The 24767-nt window shown below is 43.9% G+C and carries 19 protein-coding genes; 11 read left to right on the forward strand and 8 right to left on the reverse strand.

The annotated features are described in order from the left end of the window. Nucleotides 1-223: 223 nt before the first annotated feature. The 3 genes from J2Z69_RS12185 to J2Z69_RS12195 form a co-directional block, all read right to left on the reverse strand. A complete protein-coding gene (locus J2Z69_RS12185; RefSeq protein WP_209862844.1) occupies nt 224-4444 on the reverse strand; it encodes a GGDEF domain-containing protein in 4221 nt (1406 codons plus the stop codon). 180 nt (nt 4445-4624) lie between these two features. Continuing rightward, on the reverse strand, nt 4625-4897 hold the full coding sequence (locus J2Z69_RS12190) for a barstar family protein (protein ID WP_209862847.1): 273 nt from the start codon (nt 4895-4897) through the stop codon (nt 4625-4627). A 22-nt stretch (nt 4898-4919) separates the two neighbouring features. After that, nucleotides 4920-5372 (reverse strand): ribonuclease domain-containing protein, encoded by a 453-nt coding sequence (locus J2Z69_RS12195; protein WP_209862850.1) that lies wholly within the window; start codon nt 5370-5372, stop codon nt 4920-4922. A 288-nt stretch (nt 5373-5660) separates the two neighbouring features. Between J2Z69_RS12195 and J2Z69_RS12200 the strand changes: the two genes are divergently transcribed. Continuing rightward, nucleotides 5661-6797 (forward strand): NAD(P)/FAD-dependent oxidoreductase, encoded by a 1137-nt coding sequence (locus J2Z69_RS12200; protein WP_245339268.1) that lies wholly within the window; start codon nt 5661-5663, stop codon nt 6795-6797. 244 nt (nt 6798-7041) lie between these two features. Here J2Z69_RS12200 and J2Z69_RS12205 read toward each other — a convergent pair whose 3' ends face one another. Beyond that, nucleotides 7042-7884: an AraC family transcriptional regulator gene (locus tag J2Z69_RS12205; RefSeq protein WP_209862853.1), complete on the reverse strand. Its 843-nt coding sequence runs from the start codon at nt 7882-7884 to the stop codon at nt 7042-7044. 173 nt (nt 7885-8057) lie between these two features. Between J2Z69_RS12205 and J2Z69_RS12210 the strand changes: the two genes are divergently transcribed. From J2Z69_RS12210 to gnpA, 5 genes are all read left to right on the forward strand, one after another. Then, nucleotides 8058-9413, forward strand: a complete 1356-nt coding sequence (locus tag J2Z69_RS12210) for a carbohydrate ABC transporter substrate-binding protein (RefSeq protein ID WP_209862857.1) — start codon at nt 8058-8060, stop codon at nt 9411-9413. A gap of 120 nt (nt 9414-9533) precedes the next feature. After that, on the forward strand, nt 9534-10427 hold the full coding sequence (locus J2Z69_RS12215) for a carbohydrate ABC transporter permease (RefSeq protein ID WP_245339269.1): 894 nt from the start codon (nt 9534-9536) through the stop codon (nt 10425-10427). Nucleotides 10428-10439: 12 nt separating this feature from the next. Then, nucleotides 10440-11327: a carbohydrate ABC transporter permease gene (locus J2Z69_RS12220; protein WP_209862860.1), complete on the forward strand. Its 888-nt coding sequence runs from the start codon at nt 10440-10442 to the stop codon at nt 11325-11327. A 9-nt stretch (nt 11328-11336) separates the two neighbouring features. Continuing rightward, on the forward strand, nt 11337-11516 hold the full coding sequence (locus tag J2Z69_RS12225) for a DUF6903 family protein (RefSeq protein WP_209862863.1): 180 nt from the start codon (nt 11337-11339) through the stop codon (nt 11514-11516). A 13-nt stretch (nt 11517-11529) separates the two neighbouring features. Then, entirely contained in the window at nt 11530-13704 is a 2175-nt protein-coding gene (gene gnpA / locus J2Z69_RS12230) for a 1,3-beta-galactosyl-N-acetylhexosamine phosphorylase (RefSeq protein WP_209862866.1), read from the forward strand. A 104-nt stretch (nt 13705-13808) separates the two neighbouring features. Here the strand turns inward: gnpA and J2Z69_RS12235 are convergent, their stop codons facing one another. After that, nucleotides 13809-14789 carry an SIS domain-containing protein gene (locus J2Z69_RS12235; protein ID WP_209862869.1) on the reverse strand — a complete coding sequence of 327 codons (981 nt, stop codon included), beginning with the start codon at nt 14787-14789 and terminating at the stop codon, nt 13809-13811. Nucleotides 14790-15103: 314 nt separating this feature from the next. Between J2Z69_RS12235 and J2Z69_RS12240 the strand changes: the two genes are divergently transcribed. The 5 genes from J2Z69_RS12240 to J2Z69_RS12260 all read left to right on the forward strand — a co-directional run bounded on the left by J2Z69_RS12240 (nt 15104) and on the right by J2Z69_RS12260 (nt 21064). Continuing rightward, nucleotides 15104-16078: an ROK family protein gene (locus J2Z69_RS12240; protein WP_209862872.1), complete on the forward strand. Its 975-nt coding sequence runs from the start codon at nt 15104-15106 to the stop codon at nt 16076-16078. Nucleotides 16079-16124: 46 nt separating this feature from the next. After that, nucleotides 16125-16991, forward strand: coding sequence for a class II fructose-1,6-bisphosphate aldolase (fba, locus tag J2Z69_RS12245; RefSeq protein WP_209862875.1), 867 nt, complete (start codon nt 16125-16127; stop codon nt 16989-16991). A 91-nt stretch (nt 16992-17082) separates the two neighbouring features. Then, nucleotides 17083-17886, forward strand: a complete 804-nt coding sequence (locus tag J2Z69_RS12250; RefSeq protein WP_209862878.1) for a DeoR/GlpR family DNA-binding transcription regulator — start codon at nt 17083-17085, stop codon at nt 17884-17886. A 414-nt stretch (nt 17887-18300) separates the two neighbouring features. Beyond that, entirely contained in the window at nt 18301-19590 is a 1290-nt protein-coding gene (locus tag J2Z69_RS12255) for a glycosyltransferase family 39 protein (RefSeq protein WP_209862881.1), read from the forward strand. Between the two features lie 301 nt (nt 19591-19891). After that, nucleotides 19892-21064 carry an MFS transporter gene (locus J2Z69_RS12260; RefSeq protein ID WP_209862884.1) on the forward strand — a complete coding sequence of 391 codons (1173 nt, stop codon included), beginning with the start codon at nt 19892-19894 and terminating at the stop codon, nt 21062-21064. 208 nt (nt 21065-21272) lie between these two features. On the opposite strand, the gene J2Z69_RS12265 is transcribed toward J2Z69_RS12260, so the two are convergent. The 3 genes from J2Z69_RS12265 to J2Z69_RS12275 all read right to left on the reverse strand — a co-directional run bounded on the left by J2Z69_RS12265 (nt 21273) and on the right by J2Z69_RS12275 (nt 24767). Then, nucleotides 21273-21953 carry a stalk domain-containing protein gene (locus J2Z69_RS12265; RefSeq protein ID WP_209862887.1) on the reverse strand — a complete coding sequence of 227 codons (681 nt, stop codon included), beginning with the start codon at nt 21951-21953 and terminating at the stop codon, nt 21273-21275. 16 nt (nt 21954-21969) lie between these two features. Further along, the gene (locus tag J2Z69_RS12270; RefSeq protein ID WP_209862890.1) at nt 21970-23154 is read right to left on the reverse strand and encodes a WD40 repeat domain-containing protein; all 1185 of its coding nucleotides are present in this window, start codon (nt 23152-23154) and stop codon (nt 21970-21972) included. A gap of 107 nt (nt 23155-23261) precedes the next feature. Further along, nucleotides 23262-24767 carry a sensor histidine kinase gene (locus J2Z69_RS12275; RefSeq protein ID WP_209862893.1) on the reverse strand — a complete coding sequence of 502 codons (1506 nt, stop codon included), beginning with the start codon at nt 24765-24767 and terminating at the stop codon, nt 23262-23264.

Genomic DNA, 24767 nt, shown 5'->3' on the forward strand with positions numbered 1-24767 from the left:
CATTCGGTGTCCGTTTTTGCTTGCTCTTACTCGAAGGATGACCTCTAAAATATCGCAAATCCATGTTTACCATCTTCTAGAGCCTTTGGACAGGAAGTCGATACCCCTTGCTTAAATTCGTATGTACAACAAAAGCGACCTTAAAAGGTCGCTTTTTTGTGATGTTAAGGAAAATTTGTCCCAAAGGAACAAATATATTAATCCCTTCACAATCCTAATTCCACTATAGTCTTGCAGCCACAACTTGATTTTTGCCCATTTTTTTGGCGTGGATCTCTGCTTCATCGGCTAACCGAATCAGCTCATCTGGTGTAGCGGCATCGGACCAAGAAAGTGAGGATACGCCAATACTGGCGGAGACCACATAAGGACGTTCTTCGGATAACTGCTCAATTCTTCGTCGGAGCTGCTCAGCGATACGCATAGCCAGAGATCCGCCGGTTTTTGGTAAAATCACAATAAATTCTTCGCCCCCATAGCGACCTGGAACAGCATAGGGGCCTATCATATGACGGATGACATCGGCTACTTCCATGAGTACGCGGTCCCCCTCTTGATGGCCGTATTCATTGATGAGTCTGAAATTATCCAAGTCGATCATAAGAACCGATAGATCAAGCTGGAACCTTTTGGACAGCTCAAATTCCTGCCGCAGTCGCTCCAAGAAAAAATTACGTAAATACAGGCTTGTTAAATCATCAATTCCCATTTCAAGAATAAGCACAGATGCCGAGATATGGGGCCTGACCATATTTAGAACAGATTCCAACTGCTCTTTGTCCCATGGCTCCATATGATGCAAGTGCATTTGGATTCCAATTCGCCACGGAGACTTGCTATAAAGGTCGGCATAAAAACCTTCATATTCGTGAGCTGATACATAGTGCTCGTGGATTCGTTGATGTAGAACTCCACTAGTAGTGTAAGCTTGTTTAACTTGCTTGACCCGTAATTGATAGTCGATCACAATGGCTTCAACCGGAAAATATTCAAATAATAGCTGAATGAGCTTTTCCATAGTTTTGTTGATATCCGGTGTCTCTGGTAATTGTTCGCTAAGACGAAGATTGAGTAGAAGTCGCATGGATTTACGGATATACGCTTCTCTGTCCCTCAAAAGGAACTGCACTTTCGGCTCTTGTAGGAGCGGATCCGCATGGTTGAAGTAGGCGGGCACAATTAACGATTGGAACTCGTGTTCCAAACGATCTGAGATGTCTTTTTTGCCTTGCAGTCGGTAACCTTTAATTGCACGATCAAGTAGAGAAAGTCCGTCTTCACTCTGATCCACTAGAAAGGCCATCTGAGCGCTGTAATAATTGTAATCAGGCCAGAAGAGATAGAATCCATAATTTGAGATATAATTTTTAAATTGAATGAGCCAAAAGGAAGCCTCATCTGGCTGATAGACCAGTAGATGGCGGATAAGTTCCCGGTAAGACCATCCCGTCATCATTCTGATTCCATTGGGGCTAGTTCCATCTGCCTGAATGCAAGCCTTCCATAGCCGGGCTACTTCCGAGGGATTATCATGGTTCGCGGAGGCATGAAGAGCCATCATAAAGTAGCGTTCCTGATCATCTCCATCAGATAAAGCCGGTTCCACCATGGGTCTTCCCCTCTGGAAATCCAAATAACGGCGTGTAATTTCCCAATATGCTCTAGCGATTGGGGTTATACTCTCTAGATTTAGAGTCGATACGAGTTGTTCGAATTGTTCTGGATCGTTCCATTCACAGCAATAGAGAAATATGGATTCAATAGATAGGGACTCCCAGTCTTTTCTATTCAGACTACCAGCCTTCTCACGGTGATACCAAAAAGCTCGGATATCCCCCACATACATTGCCGTTTCGGCGCCGTTAGCTTGGGATAGGTGCACCAGCCTGCTTATACCTAGACGTTGCGCGCCTTCTATGGATTTAAGAATATAGTTGCGGGCATTTCTCATATTTTTGTGGAACATATAGGCTGCATATACTCTAAGCTTCATGGTATGGAATCCGGTATGTTCGATTAGTGCCTCCAAGCTGCTTAAAAGCGAAAGCGCCCATTCCTCTTCTTCTGGGAAGAACTCTAATAAAAACTGGGCATAACGGGTTGAAATTAGTAAATAGATTTCACGTTTCAACTGGTTGCGGTTCGGATAGAGCTGCTTCACATACGTTTCATGCAAAATTCGTCGTTCATCTTTTGATAAATTCACCATCGCCCAATACCAGATTAGGACGTAGAAAGCATGAGCGCGATCAGGGATACTTTTAGTAGAATCGAGCATATATTCAAAAAGTCCCGGTTTTAGCGCAGGTAAGTCTAATTTATTTTGGATGAGCTGAATCTGTAACAGGCGAAACTGGTCGCTATCGTTGCCAGTCCTATCGTATACTACCTTGGCGCAATGCTCTGCGGCAGCCCAATCTCCGAGTTGTTGGTTGGTAGTTATCTGTTTTCTTAGCCAAACTTCTGAAGCCGGACGCTTCAGCGCGTGATGTAATTCAAGAATGTCAGCCAGTAGAGAATGTGCCTGTTCAAGCATGAGTACAGAGCGATTTTCCCGGTAGTATCGAATTAGATAATAGTATTCTGCACTACGATTACGAGTGGATTGCGCCATGTTTAACAAGATGGAAGAGGCTTTGGGCTTCCAATTGCGAAACAATGTATAAGCTTCTTGTTGGCTATGAATTCTCATATCCTCTGGTATGATCCCTTCAAGAGCTCGTCTTGCACTACCTAGGACAAGTAGACAATTCCATGAGATGATTTCGATTAAGCCTGCATCGACTAGTCGGAGTAGGCTGGGAATTAGCGAAGGGAGCGATAGGTTATTCGCTACAGCCAGCGAGCGAATATTAATCCATGTTGGTAGAGATGAAAGAACAGCAAGTTGATAGAGATCATCTTCTAGTAATTGTCGAACCTGTAGTTCCACCCACTTATCTGGATGAAGCGTCTGGGTTTCTGAGCATGAATTCTGCCAATGCCATCCTTTAGAAGTTAGGCTCAGTTTCCCTGATGCGAGCCACTGATTTAGCATAGTACTCGCTTGAGAGGGATGGATGTGAAGTTTCAACATGTCTTCTGCGGCTAATGTAATAATTTCTTCATCGGCTTCGCCTAATAGGCCTCTGATGGTTCTAATATAATATCTCCTAGTTGCAGGCATGAGGCTGACCTGTCGGACCGATTCTGCCTTTAAGCCTTTAGGAAAGCTTTCTCCACTGATTATAAAATGCAGTTTTGAAAGACGTGAACCATACTTTTGGCGGAAATGATTAAATACTTCTAAGGTGCTGCTATCAAGCTGATGGCAGTCCTCAAGTACGAAATATAAATGCTCATCGGAAAGATACTCAAAAATGACTCTCGTCAAATCGAATAACCAATCCGCAAAATCCTCTAAGATATCTTCACCAGAGTAAAAGTGGTTAAGCAAGTAGTGAAGACGATTATAGATGGATCTAAATCTTCCCCGAGCCTCTGGATAGAGGTGATGAAAGCTATCCATGATCTGCTGCATACCTTGTCTCCATGTAGAGAGCGGCATCGGGGTGCAGTTAATAGTAATGAACACATGCAAATTCAATACCGCATAAGTTTGCTGGTGCAGAAGACGTGTGCGGAGCTGAGAATCTTGTTCGATGATGGCAAAGGTTAGCTCATCCCCATCCCTCAGAAAAGTTTGGATGGATCGCAAGCTTCCTAGTGTAAACGGAGAATCTGCTGGATGAAGCCAAAAAGAAGACGGAGACGGTTCATAGGGTGGAGAGGTAGGGACAGGAATCCCATATATTGAACAGATCTCATCTGCAATATGGTCTAGGAACAATATGGACTCGGGGTGTCTATGTAATCTTTGGCGAATTCGGCGCAGCCTGCTCGGTAAACCGTCTCTAAATAGAAAATCTAGTACGATTCCAACAGTTTCGATGTCCGCCAGTCGCGGCATTATGGCGAATCGAGAATGCCAAGGTAAATGCTCGAAGGGGTAATCCTCAAGCTGGTGATTTACGAATGGATATGTAGTGTCAAAAGGCTGTACATCAAGGCATACTTGCATTGTATCTCGGTGAACATAGATGGACTCCGCTGCAAAAAAACCATATACAAATTGCTGAAGGTGTAGGGTGCCTAAAGCACGACAAAAAGAGGCGAATAAAATGACTTTGTCCTGTTCTTGGACTTCTTCGTTCATTAATTCAGGTAGCAAAGCCCATTTTGTAGACAAGGCGGGCAACTGAAGAATCAAGCGCTCGTCTTCAGAGTCAATGCGGCTTGGGGTACGTAAGCTTGGATTGTGTGCCGAGACAGAGCACCAGTCCTGCACACGGTCTTTAATTCGAGACATGATGAAATAATGCCAAGCCTGCGGTTGAAGTGTCATCATCGTACCATGATCATCATTTGCAATCTGAAGCAACATGTTCTTGTCGGCTTGACCCATATTCATCACCTAGAAATCACTATGTATTTTTTTGAATCGTCAATTATGTAAGAGTCTTATGTAAAATCATCTTAACTCTCGGTCTTCGACTAGTCAAAATAAAAACGTTTACAACATATAGCAACGTCCGTAAATGTTATAAAAAAACCGCCCTACCCTAATGGGAAGAACGGTCGGCCCTTAATTCATTTTTAACTGAAACCCCGGGATCTCATCTTCGGCCTCTTTAAAAAGTTGAAGCACTAGCTGGCTATAGTTCCCCAATTTTTTCTCACTTGCGTAAAAATGTATCCAGCGGATGGTTAAGGGCATCTCCACCCACCCAGTTAAAGCATCCCATAGAGCATCTAGGTTATTGCCATAGTAGCTCGGCAAATCCAGTGCTTCTCGTAGAGCTGTATGCAACGCTTCGCGAGTATCTATGTTTTTACCATCTAAAATGAGACTGCGCATTCGGTATCCTCCTGACACAAATTCACTTGATTTGTTGATACGATGCATAATGATCTTCTGTCTTATAGATTAATCCATCGCTGGAGAACACGATCCGATCCTTACCCCGTGACCCCTTGGTATAGTTAATATCGGCCTCGTACCATACTCTACCTTTTTTACGTGGTAATTTTCCTTCACGATTCTGGAATACATCTCCCCCAATGCTTTTCCCTGGTGCAACTTTATGCAAGTTCCCTGATTGGGGGTCCCAGCCCAGATTCCTGGCGTCTTTTTTGGTGATAAAATTGTCCGGTAACTGGTGATGCTCCTGAATGTAACTGGAGACCGCCTCAAAAGTAGTGAGATTCTTTGGGGACGGTTTCTCTACTGAAGTAAGCTTCTGGGAGGACGGTGTTTCTACGGTGGATAGTCCGCAACCTGCTAATAAGAACACACTTAGAATGAATAAAATGATATACTTTATTGCTTTCATAAATTTCATCCCCGCTTTATAACGTTAGTATTGTGGTGTTATCCGTAAACACGATTGTACCTGTTTTGTTAATGTTAAGCCAGTTCAGGACGATGAGAATTCATAATCTAACAGCTCAGATGAACATTGTGTTTGCATTGCTAGTTGTGAGTTTTCTTTAGTTCAGTGGATACAGTTATAATAACATTAAAGGAGCTTCGGAAAAGCAAGTGTAGGAGCAAGTATAGGATTGAAGGGACTCCGGAAAAGCAAGTGCAGGTATCAAGTACAGGAAGGAATGAATTCATCATGAAGGTCATTGTTATTGGTGCTGGAATTGCTGGGGCATCCACGGCCTATCATCTAGCTAAGTTTGGAGCCAACGTACTCATTATAGACCGTCAGGATCAAGGACAAGCTACGGACGCTGCGGCTGGCATTATTTGTCCATGGCTGTCGCAAAGGCGCAATCAGGCATGGTATAGGCTTGCTAAAGCCGGTGCACGTTATTACCCAGAACTCATTAAAGATCTTGAAAGTAAAGGGGAAACGGAGACCGGTTATGCCAAAGTAGGTGCCCTTAATATACATACGGAGCAGGAAAAGCTCAGTAAGATGGAAGAGCGGGCATACCAGCGTCTAGAAGATGCGCCGGAAATCGGGGAAATTACACGGCTGGATGAACAAGGCACTCGTGAGCTGTTTCCACTGCTCATGCAGGGGTACTCTTCCGTGCACATCAGCGGTGCTGCCCGTGTCGATGGCCGGGCGCTACGTGACGCTCTGCTTCGGGCGGCACAAAGCCTTGGGGCGGAACTGTTATATGGAGATGCTCAACTTGAGTTTCATGCAGGGCGTGTCAAGCGTGTAATATGTGGAGCTAATAGCTACGAGGCAGACAAGGTTATCGTATGTGCAGGAGTGTGGGCGAATCAACTGATGGCACCGCTGGGTATTGATTTTCAGGTGCGGGCTCAGAAAGCGCAGATCATGCACTTGCGGGTTCCAGGTACGAAGCACACTACCGGTAGCTGGCCTGTGGTGATGCCACCCTCCGATCAATATTTGCTCGCCTTTGAAGAGCACAAAATTGTGGTGGGGGCCACGCATGAGAATAACATGGAAGGTTATGACACGAGGGTTACAGCTGGTGGAATGCACGAAATGTTAAGCAAAAGTCATACCTTTGCCCCAGCTCTTGCGGACAGCACATTTGAAGAGGTAAGAGTGGGATTTCGCCCATTTACAGGTGATTTTCTTCCGGTTATCGGAGCAGTTCCAGGCTGGGAAGACCTTCTGGCAGTCAATGGACTCGGTGCCTCTGGCTTGACCATGGGACCTTTTATCGGAAGAGAGATGGCTAAACTTGCACTAGGTATGGAACTTGATATCGACTTAACAGACTATGATGTGAGCAAGGCTATCGGGCGAATCGAACCAGTGTAGTCCTTTTAGAATTAAGTACAAGCTATGGATATATTTTAATTTTAGATAGGCTGGGAAGAGGGAGGGGACAGTAAAGCTCCCCGCCTGATACAGTTTGAATTGTCTAAGCGCATTTGTTGCTTTTATGGACTGATTACAAGCATTTATAGCGAAAGCTCTAATTCAATTTGTACTCTTAGGTTACGAATATGAGATTATGAATTCCTCTCACGCCTCCCGTATAAGTCCCGTCGCATAAGTCCCGTTACGGAACTCGTCTTTTTGTCTGGAACCTATATTCGCTTGGCGTTAAGCCCCCACTTCGTCGGAAACTTTGTGAGAAATAACTTTGAGAGGAGAAGCCAGTAGATTCAGCAATTTGTGCAATAGAAAGATCCGTAGTTTCTAGGAGTTCCTTGCTCGCGCGAATCCTGACCTCATTTAGATAATGTATGGGTGACATATCATAATATTTAGCGAAGGTATGTGCCAAATAATACTTACTAAGATGTGCCTTTTCCGCAAGAGAGTCGAGCGAGATCTCCTCTGTATAGTTTGAGTCGATATATCGCTTGATCCGACTACATATTTTGTTCGCTTTTTGAGTAGCTACAACGGAGAAGGGATGACCCGAGCTTCGCATTAAACTGATGACTACGACCTCAAGTAAGTTTTGACAGATAGCTTCATAATTTTCATGCTTATTTTCCGTTTCCCGAAGCAAAGCATTGAAATAGAACAGTAGCTCATCCCTTTGATTCCGATAATTAATGATCTCATGATTCCGATTGACACTTCGATCCCCAAAGTCAAAGCTCATCCCCTCTACGCCAAGCACGACATATTCGAGAGGATCAATACTAACAGAAACTTCAGTATGCTCCACATTCGGGTTCACAATGACAAGATCGTCCTGCTGTACCGAAAAAATCTCGTCCTCGACTATAAAATTCCCCCGTCCGCTACGGACATAAAACAATTCTGAGAAATTATGAGAATGGCGCATGCTGAACCAATCTCCTTCATAAATGGAGGAACTGACATAAATTAATCTGGCCGGAATCTCTCCATCTCTTTTACCAGGAAGCCAATAGCGTACATTTCCCATCTGCCATCCGTCCTTTTCGTCGTATCGTTATAGGAATTATTATAATAGCAAGATATATAAAATCAACGGCAATATGTATGTTGATGCAAGATACCCATATGAAATATGGTAGAAGAGTAAAAAGAATGTAAGCGTTTGCGATTAAACAGACTAAAAATAAAGGGGTATGTACCATGAAAAAGATTCTTAGCCTTGCAATTACAGCAGCACTGACGTTTAGCTTGGCAGCTTGCTCGAGCTCTTCTGACAGTGGAACCGATTCATCGAAAGCAAATTCGAATACGGATTCAACAACGAAAAACCGTACTCTTAAGTTAGCCGCTTTGGAAACTGCCTATGGCGCGGATGTATGGAAGCAGATTACAGCTGCATTTGAAAAAGCCAACCCTGGGGTAAAGGTCGAGACCACCATTGATAAAAATATTGAAGATGTCATTGGACCTGGCATGAAATCGGGTGATTTCCCTGATGTCATCCATTTAGCAACGGGGCAGCCGAAAGGCTTGACCGAAACTTTTGTAAAAGATAAAAATTTAACCGATCTAACAGACGTGCTCTCCATGAAGGTTCCTGGTGAGGGTGTTACGGTGAAGGATAAGCTGATTCCAGGCTTTAACGAGACTACAATTACGAATCCATATAACGACGGAAAAACGTACCTTATGCCAATGTTCTACAGTCCTACCGGTCTGTTCTACAATGCAGATTTGTTTGAAAAAAAGGGATGGAAAGTTCCTACAACTTGGGATGAAATGTGGGCATTAGGTGATAAGGCTAAAGCTGAGGGTATCGCACTATTCAGCTATCCAACATCAGGTTATTTTGACTCCTTCTTCTATGCACTACTTAATGAAGTGGGAGGCGCCGATTTCTTCAACAAAGTGACGCATTATGGAGAAGGCGTTTGGCAAACTTCAGAAGCTACGCAAGTAGCTGATCTCATTGGTAAATTGGCTAAATACACAGAAAAAACGGTTCCCGCCAATGCTAACAAAGATAATTTCACTAAAAACCAACAGCTCATCTTAGATAATAAAGCACTCTTTATGCCTAATGGTACTTGGGTAGTTGGCGAGATGAGTAAAGCTCCTCGTGCAAAAGACTTCAAATGGGGCTTCACGGCTCTACCGGCAGTAAAAGAAGGCGGAGACCGCTACTCTTATACTTTCTTTGAACAAATTTGGGTTCCTGCCAAAGCTGAAAATGCGGATTTAGCAAAACAGTTTATCGCTTATCTTTATTCCGATGAAGCAGCTGCTATTTTTGCAAAAGTCGGTGCAGTTCAACCTATTAAAGGCATGTCTAGCAAGCTCGATGGTGACAATAAGCTATTCTATAGTGTCTACGATAATGGTGCAAAAGCATCTATGGGCGCATTTGCCACGACTGACCCTGTCGAAGGCGTAAACATTTCCGATACGGTGTTCGGCTCGATCGATTCATTAGTAACAGGTGCGAAGACTCAGCAAGAGTGGATTGCAGCTATTAGTAAAGCAAGCGATGCTCTGCGTGGAGCATTAAAGAAATAAATAGATAGTTTTCTAAGGGGCTTCCCATAATGATACGGAATCCCAACATAGTCTAGGAATCAATGGTGGTCAGCGCAAGCTGCCCACCATGATTCTTCCCTTAGAAAGGAGAGATTTTCATTGGAAACTAACAAAGGAAGAGGACGTTTCATATTCTTCTGTCTAGCACCTGCCGTTCTCTTATTTTCCATTTTCTTAATTTTTCCCACCATCGATGTATTTCGGATGTCACTTTACAGGTGGGGAGGCTATACAGACAACAAAACCTTTGTAGGGCTACAAAATTTTAGTAAGCTTTTTCAAAGCGACAAATTTTATCAGACATTCCAAAACAGTGTGCTACTCATCGTTATCGTCACGATCGTGACCTTTGCGCTTGCTCTTATATTTGCATCGATGCTCTCACGTGAAAAATTAAAAGGGCAAAATCTACTCCGCATTATTTTCTATATCCCGAACATTTTGTCGGTCGTTGTAATCAGTGCCATTTTCTCAGCGATTTTTGATCCCAAAAGCGGACTGTTGAACTCAATATTAAATTTGTTTCGTGGAGTAGGGGCAGAGTCTATACTTTGGCTCGGAGATCAAAAAATCGTTATCTTCAGCCTTGGCGGCGCCATGATTTGGCAGGCTATCGGCTATTACATGGTTATGTATATGGCTAGTATGGCCAACATTCCCGAGAGTTTGTATGAATCTGCTGAGCTAGAGGGTGCAGGGCGAATGACTCAGTTCTTGTCTATCACGATCCCGTTGATCTGGACGAATATACGCACGACCCTCACTTTTTTCATTATCAGCACTATTAATATGAGCTTCCTGTTTGTTATGGCCATGACGAGCGGCGGTCCGGACGGTGCCACGGAGGTTTTCCTGAGCTATATGTATAAAGAAGCTTATACCAATTCCTCGTATGGGTACGGAATGGCTATCGGTGTTGTTGTATTCCTGTTTTCATTTGCGCTCGCTGCCATCTTGAATGCAGTCACTAGACGAGATCATTTGGAATATTAAGGAGGGAACAAGATGAAGAATAAAAAGCTCACATTAAATAGCGATAAGTTCTACAGAGGCTTCATTTACATTGTTCTGATCGCTTTGGCCGTAATCATCATAGTCCCTGTACTATGGGCATTTGTTGCCTCCATCAAACAAGATAGTGAATTCTATGGTAACCCATGGAAGCTTCCAGAAGGAATCTATCTACAGAACTATGCGGAAGCATGGTTAGAAGCAAAAATGGGCACATACATGCTTAACTCTGTTATCGTGACGGCAATTGCACTTTTGATTCTATTAATTGTGGCATTACCCGCAGCCTATGTACTTTCGCGGTTCAAATTTAGAGGGAACGGGATCTTGAACTTGATGTTCATGGCGGGATTGTTCATTAATATCAACTATATCGTTGTTCCTATCTTTCTTATGCTTAACAACGGAGATAAGGCGTTACGTAGCATTTTTGGACATCCCATTTTACTGAATAATTTGTTCGTATTAGCGATTATTTATGCTGCTATGGCGCTACCTTTTACCATCTACCTCATGTCGGGATATTTCAAGTCCCTTCCCAAAGAATATGAGGAAGCTGCTTCCGTGGATGGAGCAGGCTATTTCCGAACTATGGTTCAGATCATTATGCCTATGGCCAAACCTAGTATCGTAACCGTCATTCTATTTAACTTCTTATCTTTCTGGAACGAATATATCGTTTCGATGACGATGCTAACCAAACCAGAACTTAAAACGTTACCGGTAGGCTTGATGAACCTGATGGCAGCACAAAAATCTGCTGTTGAATACGGTCAGATGTACGCGGGTCTAGTATTAGTGATGCTTCCAACCCTTATTCTATATATTCTAGTCCAAAAGAAACTTACCCAAGGTATGACTATGGGTGGGCTGAAAGGTTAAGGTGATCTTATGAATGATTCGATAAAGGAAAATTTGCGTAGCCTGCTAGTCTTGATCGTATTCATCGTCGGTATCGGCTTGGTTATTGTCGGACAAAGGCACATTGGTGCACCTGGGCTCGGGATTATGCTGCTGGGACTCGCTATGCTAATCAGCCTGCTGTGGCTATATAATCGTAAATTTAAATAAAGGAGTTATACTCATGAGTAGAACAAGAGGACGTGTGACGATACCTACAGATATAGACGTTATTCCCCAGACTCTAGAGGTCATGAAACGCTGGGGGGCGGACGCAGTGCGTGACTGCGACGGAACAGATTTCCCTACGGAGCTGCAGGATATCGATGCTAAGGTCTATTCGACTTATTATACAACGCGTAAGGACAACGTATGGGCAAATGCGAATCCTGAAGAGATTCAACAAATGTATCTGATGACACAGATCTATACGGCTGAAAGTACAAGCCTATCTATCTGCCTTATGAAAGGGCTTTATCCGGACATGCTCAAAGTGAACTGTCGCGATGATATTAAGCGCTGGTGGGAAGTCATCGATCGTACGACCGGAGAGGTCGTTCCAGTCGATCAATGGAAATATAATGATCAGACTTGTGAAGTAACGATCACAACTACCGCATTCCATGATTATACCGTTAGCTTCTTGGCTTATATTATGTGGGATCCCGTTCATATGTATAATGCCGTCATTAATGAATGGAAAGACGTGGAGCATCAGATTACATTTGATGTTCGTCAGCCGAAGACTCGTGAATTTACAATGGAGCGTATCCGTAAATTTATCGAAGATCATCCTTATGTCCATGTCATTCGCTATACAACCTTCTTCCACCAGTTTACCTTGGTTTTTGATGAGCTTGCTCGCGAAAAATACGTGGATTGGTACGGCTATTCAGCATCAGTCAGCCCGTATATTCTTGAACAGTTCGAGGAAGAGGTAGGCTACAAGTTCAGACCAGAATTTATAATTGATCAAGGCTACTATAACAACAATTACCGGATACCTACTAAAGAGTTTCGTGATTTCCAAGCTTTCCAGCGCCGTGAAGTTGCCAAGCTTGCCAAGGAAATGGTTGATATTACCCATGAATATGGTAAGGAGGCTATGATGTTCTTAGGCGATCATTGGATCGGTACAGAGCCTTTCATGGAGGAATTCGCTTCTATCGGTCTTGATGCCGTAGTTGGCAGTGTGGGTAATGGTTCAACATTAAGACTTATCAGTGACATTCCAGGAGTTAAGTATACTGAAGGTCGTTTTTTACCTTACTTTTTCCCAGATACGTTCCATACAGAAGGCGATCCTGTAAGTGAAGCCAAAGTGAACTGGGTTACTGCACGCCGTGCGATCCTCCGCAAACCCATCGACCGGATTGGCTATGGTGGTTATCTTAAGCTTGCACTGGACTTTCCAGAGTTTATCGACTATGTAGAAAGTGTAACGGATGAGTTCCGAACGCTCTACGACAACGTGCAGGGAACAACACCTTATTGTGTCAAAACCGTAGCGGTGCTTAATTGTTGGGGCAAAATGCGGGCTTGGGGTACCCATATGGTCCACCATGCACTCTACTATAAGCAGAACTATAGTTATGCTGGAATTATTGAAGCCCTATCGGGCGCACCTTTTGATGTGAAATTCATCAGCTTCGACGACATCAAACAAGATGCCTCTATTTTAGCTGGAATTGATGTGATATTGAACATTGGTGATGCTGATACAGCTTATTCAGGTGGGGAATGGTGGTTAGATACAGATATCGTTACCGCAGTGAAGAGGTTTGTTCATGAAGGCGGTGGATTTATCGGTGTTGGTGAGCCAACGGCGCATCAAGCTAATGGTCAGTACTTCCAGTTGGCTAATATCCTCGGCGTAGAGGAAGAACGAGGCTTTACCTTAGGGTATGATAAGTATAATTGGGATGAGCATGATCATTTCATTACTGCAGATTGCAGAACCAGTAGTGATGGAAGTAAGGAAATCGATTTTGGTGAGGGCAAGAAAAATATCTTTGCACTGGAAGGTACCACCATCCTCCGTCAAATCGACAAAGAAGTCCAACTCGCTACCAATGAATTTGGCAGTGGACGCGGCGTGTATATAAGTGGTTTGCCTTATAGCTTCGAGAACAGTCGTCTGCTTTACCGAGCAATCCTATGGAGTGGCCACAGCGATCAGGAGCTGAACCGCTGGTTCAGTGAGAACTATAACGTTGAAGTTCATGCCTATGTTAAAAACGGAAAATACTGTGTCGTGAATAATACTTATGAGCCACAAGAAACCAAGGTGTATCGTGGGGATGGCTCTAGCTTCTCGCTTAAGCTGGAAGCAAATGAGATCAAGTGGTATGAGATTTAAGAACCTATTTTGATAGAATAATTGGCTATATATATCCCGCTATATATACCCTCACAAAAGAACCTTCAGGAGATCTCCTGAAGGTTCTTTGTATTCGTGTGGATCTACAATTTGACCCAAGCAACCAACCCATCGGGCTGGTCGGGATTAATGCCCTGACGGTCAGCACTCGTCAAAGCGACGATTTGTGGAATGAAAATAAATGGAATACCTTGCACGGCAACATCTAAACTCTGGTCTGAGATGACAGCAAGATCGACGTATTCTGTTGCTACGGCATCCGCATGATCAGCGAATGCGATAATCGTCGCCCCTCTACCTTTGATATCACGGATCAGGTTACGCTGATGTTCTGAGCCATTGCCGGTGATTGCTGCAATCACAAGCGTGTCAGATCCCACCGTTACCATTGGACCATGCCGCACGTCCAGCAAGTGGTAGGAATGGGCTTGTACTTTCGCAATCTCTGTCAAAGCAAGGGCACCTTCGGAAGCGAGACCATAAAGCTCGCCATCAGCAAGCACAACGGCATTCGTCCATGCAAAATCAGCTACATTACGGATATCACTTTCTACACGCTGCATGTAAGATTCGCCTTGGTCTATCGCTTTTTGGATGTCAGCGATAACGACTTCATCATTGCCGAGGAAAGCAGTCAACATCAGATTGGCTACATATAGATTGGTTACAGTACGTGTCTGGCAGACACTATGGTCAAATGCCCAAGGTAACTCTAACGATACATTTGCCATTGTTGAAAGTGGAGAATCTGACACACAGGAAAGGGCCATTACAGCAATAGGTCCATGATCTTGTAGCGATCGAACTGCCTCAACGACTTCACTTGTGCTGCCGGAACGCGAAGGTGCTATCAGCAGAGTGTCTTCTAATATAGAGCTGTAACGTTCAGGGTTGAGCATGAGATCGCCAGCGGCTAATGCGTGTGCGGGGAGTCCTGAACGCAGGCGACAAGAAAAGGCAGCGGATTCACTTAGACAGTAGCTGGATCCGCAGCCAATAAAGGTAATGGAACGGATGGACTCTGATTTTGCCAAGGTAACAATTTCTTGTCTTTTAGATAACATGTAGTTGTAGGTTTGTTGCAGTGCGTTATATTGTTGCTTAATTTCGCTATAAGTTAAGTTCATCGATCATACCTCCTAAATGGTGTTACCTACTGTGAGTGTAAATCAACCAGATTGTAATTTCAATCATAAAAAGAAATTTATAATCACAATATGAGTAATTTAATCAATTAATACATATTAATGATCTAATTATACTTTTTATTATTAAAATAAGCAAAAAAAGATTGAATAAATCAATTATTGAGATTATTATGATCGTAAATGAATTATAAAATCAGATTCATTTCACTAGGGGAAGGGAGGATCTTCTGATGAAGTATACAGCTGGTGTTGATGTGGGTGGTACCAATATAGAGTGTGGATTATTAGATGAACTTGGCAATGTTCTGATTAAAAAGAAATACCCAACAAACCCTGAACAAGGCGCAGACACTATTCTAGAACGCATCGCTTTAACGCTCGAACAGCTTCGAGAAGAACTAGGAGTTGCTGCTGAGGATATGGAAGTCGTGGGTCTGGGAATACCGGGACTTGTTGATCCTATAGCCGGTATTAGCCTTCGGGCAGTGAATCTGAACTGGAGTCAGGTTCCTGTGGCGGCTAAGCTTACGGATCTAATAGGGAAGCCAGTTTTTATAGATAATGATGTCCGCATGTATATATACGGAGAAGCGGTTGCAGGTGCTGGCCGTGGTCACGATTACGTATATGGAATCACAATTGGTACAGGTTTAGCGGCCGCATTTGTACAACGCGGAGAGATACACCGTGGACACCGCTTCATGGCAGGGGAGATCGGGCATGTACCCATCGATCATGTGAATTTTACTTGTCGCTGTGGAAGAAAGGGCTGTCTTGAAACGACAGTATCTGCTAGAGGAATTGCACAACAAGTACAGACGCGAATAGTACAAGGGGAAGAAAGTGTACTTCGTGCGTGGTTCGCTGATGTGGAAGACATCCAATCCAGCGATGTTACGCGTGCGTGTCTGGCCGGAGACGATCTATCACGTGATGTGCTTGAACAGACGGGACGTGAACTCGGGCGTGCACTCGCGTGGGTCGTACCTATGCTCTCGCCCGACGTGATTGTTATTGGTGGAGGGGGCGCCTTGGCTGGCGAATGTATTATTGAACCGATGAAAGATGAATTAAATCATCGATTGCTCCAGGATTATCGCAATCATTTTGCTATCAAAAGTGCAGAACTTACTGACGATGCCGGCATTATTGGAAGCGCACTTTGGGCCTTGCACCAACATAAGCCAAGATTCAGAGATCACTAATGTGTAGCCTATCTATATAGCAAAACTTAAGTAGGAGGAATGTATCATGACACTTATCTCATCCACTGAAATGCTGCAAATTGCTCGTAAAAATAAATACGCTGTAGGTGCTTTTAACGTTCACACATTAGAAATGCTTCAAGCTGTTGTTGAGGCAGCAGTCCAAACGGATTCCCCACTCATTATTCAATCAACCGTTGGAACGGTTAGACACTTAGGTCCTGATTATATCGCGGAAGCAGCTAAGGTAGCTGCTGATCGTACGGGATTACCTATCGCCTTGCATTTGGACCATTGTACAGATTTCTCAACGATTGTTCAGTGTATTCGTGCAGGGTATACATCAGTTATGATCGACGCTTCTATGTTTGCATTTGAAGAGAATGTAGAACGCACACTTAAAGTTATGGAAATAGCTCTTGCTGCAGGTGTCAATGTGGAAGCCGAACTTGGTAAAGTGGGTGGCGTTGAGGATGATATCGTCGTGGCTGAACATGAAGCGCTGCTTGCTGATCCCGATGATTGCCGGTTATTTATTGAACGTACAGGGGTGCATACATTAGCCCCAGCTATTGGGACGGCACATGGTATTTATAAAGGAGAGCCCAACATCGACTTTAATCGCATTGCAAAAATTGCTGAGCTGGTTGATGTTCCATTGGTTCTTCATGGCGGATCGGGAATTCCAGCTGAGCAAGTGAAGAAGGCTGTAGCGCTAGGGATGTCTAAGATGAACGTTGCTACAGAACTTCGGATTGCGTTCTCGAATGCCATTAAAGATGTATTCGCCGCTAATAGGGAAGAGAGTGATCCTCGTAAGTATATGGTTCCTGCTAAAGAAGCTGTGAAGCAACTTGTGATGGAGAAAATGGAACTATGCGGATGTATTGGAAAAGCCGGCGATCTCAGATGATGACATGGACTTCAGTCCACTTGCAAATTAGCCTTCAATCCTCCAATATTAGGATTAGAATGTTGATGGGCTGTCATCAAAGGAGAGAGTTATGGAATATTCAAAGAGCGAGCTACGCAGAGTAAAAGCTCTAGAACTCATTAAATTGTACGGAAAAATATCAATTCAAGAATTAGTTGAAGCTATAGGCTGTTCGGAAGCTACGGCAAGACGTGATCTAGATGTTTTAGAAAAGTCAGGGCACATCATTCGTACCATTGGAGGGGCCATCTACGAAGGGGCACTTATGCAATCGGTATCCGAATTGCCTTTCGCGGATAAGCGTTTTTTTCAGCGGCAAGACAAAGAAAGAATCGCCGAAGTAGCGGCGAAGCTGGTGAGGGAAGGCGATATTGTATGCCTAACTGGGGGAACAACAACGTTTTTTATTGCGAGAGCTTTGAAGAAGCATCGTAATATTACGATTGTTACCAATGCAGTGAACATTGCTTCTGAGCTGGCAGATGCAGAGGGTATTCAAGTGGTTGTTATTGGCGGCATTATGCGTGCTAAGAGCTATGAGCTTAGCGGTCCACTTGCCGAAAGTGTCATTGAGAAAATCAATGTTACTAAGATGTTTCTTGGAGTAGATGGTGTTTCTCTAGGTCACGGATTTACGATGCATTCTGAGCTGGAAGCTCGCATTGCACAACTTCTGATTGAACGTTCGAGCGAAGTATATGGCGTATTCGATCAAAGCAAGCTAGAGAAAAGCGCTCTGTTCACGATTATCCCGCTGCACCGGGCAACAGGAGTGATTACGAACAAGCTTCCTGAGGGCTGGTTCGAAGAAGCATGTAAGGAGCAGCAGATTGCGATATATACATCGGTTGAAGATGTCGTTCAAAAGCCATAGCTGTTAAGACTGGTTGCTTTTACAAAAGGGATCATGATTACATGTACAGCGTTTTTTAATAAAGGCTAAGCTTTTAGATAAAAAGTAGTGGTGAACAAAATTAATGTAGAGATAATGCTTATGCTTGTAAGCATGGAAAACATCCAACGTAATGAACTTAAAAAATGCTTAACAAAAAACGGACTCCTTCGGGTGTCCGTTTTTTGTCAATACATATAAATTTACTATAGAATGGACCAATTAATTCTAAATAAACAATAGTTTTAATATTAAGACCCGCATTAAGGTTCTAACTGCACCAAACTGTTTACAAATTTAGAACCTAGTTATAAGCAAAATGTTACTAATAGGGTATTTGCGTTGTTTATAATATAAGAAACATTAGAGGCGTATAGCCAAAAAAGGAATGAGACCATGTTTTTAGTGAAAGACACGACGATTAAGCAAAGGGTATGGCTTGCTGGAATTGCGTTTTTCATTCTAGCTATGTCTAGTTTTACAGTGCTGTGGGGGCATAATTATTTTTTGCTAGGAAGTATGAGCCATCCTGATAACGATGATGTGAAGTACATTCAGAGCGCAAAGTTATTGCTAACGCAAGGAACGCTTGCGTACAACAGCGGGGTGGGACCGAGTGCGTTTGTCATGCCAGGTTTTCCTGTGTTATTGGCGGGATTCATTGCACTTTTTGGTGATGAGGGCGGTGTAATTGCATTTCGCTTGTTCCAGTGCCTGTTACAGGCACTATCTATTTATCTAATATTTTGGATTGCTCGGTATGTATTTAATGAAAAGGTTGCCATGATTGCATGTGTGCTTAGTGCTTTGTATGTGCCGGATTATTTTTCATCTGCGATGATTTTATCGGAATCGATCTGTCGTATTCTGATTTTGCTGATGGTGGTGTGCATTATACAGGCCATTGAGTCCCGCAGATGGACGTGGTACCTGATGATTGCTATTCTTACGGCTGTTGGGGTTTATTTTAAACCACAGTTGGCTTTGGTGCCTTTGGTCCTTATCCTTCTCTGGTGGAGACATCGTTTCTCTATAAAGATTATGATTCAACTTTCTGCTCTCATGGTTACCGTATTCTTAATCCTGCTGGCCCCTTGGTGGATTCGCAACGTAATGGTATTTGATCGATTTATTCTGTTCACAAGTTCCGCAGGTAGTCCGTTCTTACTCGGTACACGAATGAATTGGGAACTGCCTTCTTCTGGATTTTTTCAAGCTTATCCGCAGTATACGCCTAAGACGATCTTTGAGGGGTCCGATGATACGGCCGTCACCAAAGGCATGGATATTATCAAATATGGGTTCACTTACGAGCCTTGGAAATACTTAAAGGGCTATACGATAGAGAAATTTGAGGATCTCTACTTAGATCCTTACTACTGGCGTCCCATCTGGCCTATTAGCAAAGCAGCAATGGTCATTATGCAAGCGCTCATTATCATCTTAAGCACTTTGGGCTTAATCTGGGCTCTATTTAAAAATTCGTTCACTCGGATGCTCCCCATGTTGTATGTCCTTGCTTATTTTACGGTGGTGTATATTCCGTTCGTAGCTTTCTCCAGGTATGGGTACAACAATATGGTATTTTTGCTAATATTAGCGGCTTATTGTATAGAGAGAAGCATACATTTTGTGATGGGGCTTTCGCAAAGAAAGCGACAAGGAACCATGGTTATTCCTCGTTAGCGTTAATTCAGTCGATAACAAAGTATAGAGAGGTTATTTAACAAGACATCCTTAGGGGGTGTCTTGTTTTATATTCATTTGAAAGATGGTTACTTATATAGAAATTAACTATGGCGGGCAGAAAGTATGCAGTAGAAAGCTGTAGAGCCATTTTATATGTAATCATGCTAGACCAAATTCAGGCATAACGCAGTTGCTTATTGAAGATATGAATTGGATTCGGCCGATCTAACGCAACTATAATTGAAGGAGAAGCATCTCAGAATGGGGTATACCACTTCAGATCAAAAGGAGTGAGGGCATGCGGAAAATATGGGTACTTACTCTAGGCATGTTCTCGTTAGGATTAGATGCCTACGTTGTAGCGGGTCTGCTCCCGTTCATGGGCGCCTCTTATGGCCGAGCCGATGCACAAATGGGCATGGCTGTGAGCGTATTTACATTGTGTTACGCTCTAGCGGCACCTATATTTGCAACCGTGCTTGCGGGTCGGCCTGTTCGGCAAATGCTGCTTTGGGCTCTGATTATTTTTGCTGCAGCGAATGGAGCAAGTGCGATGGCCCCAAGTTTTTCGCTATTTCTTCTGGCTCGGGCATGTGCAGGTATCGGTGCAGGATTGTTCTCCCCTTTAGCATCTGCTGCGGCTGCTGGGCTCGTACCTAAGGAAAAACGCGGTTTCGCGTTAGGTTTTCTACTTGGGGGAATGAGCATGGGGACGGTTATTGGAGTCCCTATAGGGCTTCTTGTCGCTAAGTATGTTGAATGGCAGGGCGTAATTTGGATGGTAACGATGCTGGGGGTTATAGCTTTGTTAGCGATCATAATAGGGTTTCCCAATGTTCCAGCTACGGCCCCTCCATCCTTACGTCAGCGATTGGAGATGTTAAAAAGTGGTCCGGTCGCAGCTACCGTAGGGGTTACACTAGTCATAAGTATTGCAAGTCTCGGACTGTATACGTATGTTGCCTCTATACTGCAGAGTCTAGGTGGAAATAATGTCTCGGTCTCTAGTTATTTATGGGCTTGGGGCATAGGTGGAGCTGTAGGTAGTTTTGCTATCGGCCCCTTAATGGATCGAATCGGCCAGCCGAGAAAAATTTTATTAGGTATATTATGTATTTTATTCCTAGCGATGCTAGCTCTGCCCATGGCTTTTGGAACGCCTCTTATTACCTTTATCCCATTTCTGTTATGGGGTGCCTCGGGCTGGGCTTCCCAAGCTCCTCAGCAGCACATCCTTTTACAATTAAAACCCCAAGCTGGGGCTTCGGTTGTGGCACTGAATAGTTCGTTTAATTACTTGGGTAGTGCCTTAGGTTCAACGCTCGGTGGGGCTGTATTAGCTTTGGGCTTGTCCCCGTCGAAGCTCTCCTTTGGTGCGGCGAGTCTAATTATGTTTGCAATTGCAGGACAGCTTCTCATCATTAGAATGCAGAAGAAGCCTCAACCCTTAGACATCGGTAAAAGCTTTTAAGCAAAAAGCTTAAGATACACCCATAGATTATTCAATTAGACGCCGATTTCTCTGGCTTGTTAATGTGGTACTCTGATTGACCATTAGTTGTATCTGCTTTTGATCATGCGCATGTACTAATCTTGCTATAGCAATTGAAAAAGGAGCTACCAGAGGCAGCTCCTTTTACTGACGAGAAGACAGTTTTTATGATGTAAGAGTCATGATTTTACTTCAGTTTTGCTACGCTTGCAGCCACTTGTTGGATTTGAGCTTTGCTTAACGTATGATCCTCTGAGCTGATGGTCACGTAACGGTCATTAAGCTTAAAACCAAGCATGGGAGTCTTATCCGGTGTATACCACTTGGCCTGAATGCCGTTGGACAGCTTGACGGATTGGCTAGCATATCCACCTGAATAATCCCTTGGCGAAATGCCGACACGCATATGCTTGAATAGGAGATATACGCCGTCATCAGAGGCTCCAGCTTTTTGATAAGCGTCGCCTGTTACCATGAGCTGAGGAGCATACGCGGTCTCAAATGATTTGAACTTGGCAAATTCTTTATGAATGGCAGCCAATTGAGCAGTGCTATAGGTTATTTTGGATACCGTAGTAGATGAGCCGCTACCAATGTTCACTTGGTGATGGATAGCATCATAAGAAACGGGAACTTTTAGTGCATCAGCTACTGCACGCACGGGCAGGTAGGTCGTGTCATTATAGGTAATAGGCGCGAGTTTGTTTCCTTTTCCATCGGTTGGAGAGTAAGCTGCCCCGTTCACCTGAATACCTATATTATGATTCAAATACGCCGATATTTTCTGTAAATTCGTTCCTGCATATACGCCGCCCACACCAGTTACAGTCATGCCTAATACCATCATTGATACGATTGTCTTTTTCATAGTTATCGCTCCATTCTTATTTAAAATCCAGGATTTGAGTTACAATTCCGCTGTTCTCATTTTGCATCGTTACCCCAAGCCGTCTACCGGAGGGACTCCAATTCAGCGGATAGACTGGATAATACGTAGGGCCAAGGGGCGAGACGCTGCCTGTACCCGAATCGTAGATATAGAGTCCATTCATTCCACTCTTCTCTTCACTATAGAGGGCAAAAGCTAGCTTTTGAGAGTTCGGAGACCAAGCTAGATAGAGCATCATATCTCCTTTGCCAATCATGGAGCCCTGTATCTGTCCGGAAGGGGTATAAATTAAGATTTGTGTATTGCCCTTATCATTAGCCATAAAAGTTGCTACAGCTATCCATTGTCCATCCGGTGAAATTTGAAAATCGCCGATATTTTTGGCAATCAAAATTGGTGTACTGTGGTCCGGCTCAAAAGCTTTTAACTGATGATAATTATCCGTATAATAGATTCGGCCTCCACTCGTCCCAATATGATTCAACACCTCCGTATCCGCATCATTTAATTCCAGCATGGTATACGAACCATCTGCTGAAATCCGCCGAATTTCGCCTCTCCCCGATGTAGAACCTGCTGCAAGTACATACGTCTTGTTGTCCAGCCACTCGCCGACTTCCATATAATTATCCCCAGGAACTGGGGTAAGCGTCCCTGATTGCACATCTCTAATGAAGTTGGAAGCGGAGTATTTATCTTTCCATTTCTGGATGAATACAAGTTTGCCATCTGGGGATGGTTGTTCATGTAGGGTAACTTGATTATTTCCCTTCTTAGAATCCGCAATATTCTGCACCTGATCCTGAGCTAGTTCGACTACGGCAGAAGTATAAGTATACTTGGCCTCCACTGTTGCAGTTGCCGGCTTGATTTGCTTCACGATCTCGACTTGAATTTCATCATCGGATAGCCATTTCTCAATGTGTGCTTCCTCCAGCCGATGGATGCGATCGACAATCGCCTCGGGCGTGACACTTTGGGCTGCTCCATCCACCACCGTAAGCTTACGGTCTCCTGTAGCAGAGGAAGGCTTCGAAGTAGTTACCGAACTTGGGGGAGTCTGGTTAGGGGGAGGATTCACCAAAGTAATCTTATCCGGGCCTGACTGACACCCTGAAAGGACAGTAACTAATGACAGCGAAAAAGTTAGTGCGCCAAACCTACGACTCATTTTGTACATGCAGATTCTCCTAATTTATCTGGTTTGAAATCCTTTGGTGTACACTCAGTATAGATTGTGAATATTTCAAAACGATCTCCATCTTGTATCCAACTTGTAAACAATCATCAAGGTCTACTATCCGGATTCTGGAGGGGGAGCCGTAAAAGAAAGGTAGATCCATTCGGACCGGAATCTGCAAGGTGGATCGAACCTCTTTGTTTCTCAGCTAGACTACGTACTAGAGAGAGGCCAAGTCCTGTTCCCCCATAGGCTCGGGACCGATCTCCACTGACGGTATAGAAAGGATCAAAGATTCTATGAATCGCTTCTGGTGGAATACCGATGCCTGTGTCGGCGATCTCAACAACCATCCAGGCTGGTAGGGCGGTTGTCTCATCATTGGCAATGTAATTAGAGAGCGTTACCGTACCCCCGGGCTTGTTATATTTGACTGCATTATCTAATAAATTAATCAAGATATGCATGACGTTCTCTGGATCTGCCCAAACGGTTCCTGCATTCGTATGGATTGCTAAAGTCACATCGCTTTGTTGTGCTTTGACAGCTAGACGGTGCACAGCTTCCTCCATAACAGATTGAATCTCCATAGACTCGGCGTGAGTCTCGAAATCATAAATGTCCATAGCAGATAATTGTAAAGCTTTCTCAATGAGAGCATAGAGTCGCTCCGCTTCCATACCAATGCGCGTGCGTGCTTCTTCTAGCAGAAGAGGGTCATCTTGATACATATGCAACAAGTCGGCATAGGCAAGAATGGACGTGAGCGGTGTTTTTAGCTCATGACTGATGTTACCAATGAATTGTTTTTGCTGTTGTTCCAGCTCTTGCAGACGGGTAATAGCTTCCATCAGTTTCAATTTCTCTTCAGTTAACTGGGTTACAGAGGAAGAAATGCGGTTGCTCATATCGTAAATGCCATCGGATAATTGCCCAAGCTCATCCGTTCGACGAACAAGAGCAGCGTCTAGATATTGTCCTCTACCGATTTGCTGCGTAGCCGCATTCAGCTTCGAAATGACGTTCACTTGCCGCCATACATAGACGTATCCGATAAGAAAACCGATAATCAGCACGGATACACCCGTACCTAAGAATAGAGATTGGATATGATTATAAAAAGCATGTTGTTCCGCAAGTGAGGAATGAAACTGAACTGTTCCTGCACGTGTACCATCAATATACAGCGGAGCCAGGTATAAGACTCGATCTCCCTCCGTAATATAGGCAGATTGACCCTTTGCGGTATAGGCCAATGCATCTCTCGCATCCAACTTTGATTCAGCCGGTAGTGAGCTGCCTGCAAAACCTCCATCCGCTTTATAGAGCGTAACGGCCATCCCATCCTCCGCTCCTAGATCAACCGCCAGTCGCTGTCCGCTGCGTTCCATAAAGGTAGCGACAGGGATTTTGGTTCCAGTCAGAAATTCTTGTCTTACTTTAAGATTTGCAGATTCTGTCTGCTGGGCAAAGGATTGCTCTAGACGTGATCGCTGATCTTCCTTGATTCCGGTCAGAACTAAAAAACTGAGTACAGCAAGAACAGACGCGAGTAGAAGCGCAAGTAGGATAGCTACTTTTCCTTTGAGACCGATTCGAATAGGATGCTTCAT

The organism is Paenibacillus shirakamiensis (assembly GCF_017874255.1).
GTDB lineage: Bacteria > Bacillota > Bacilli > Paenibacillales > Paenibacillaceae > Fontibacillus > Fontibacillus shirakamiensis.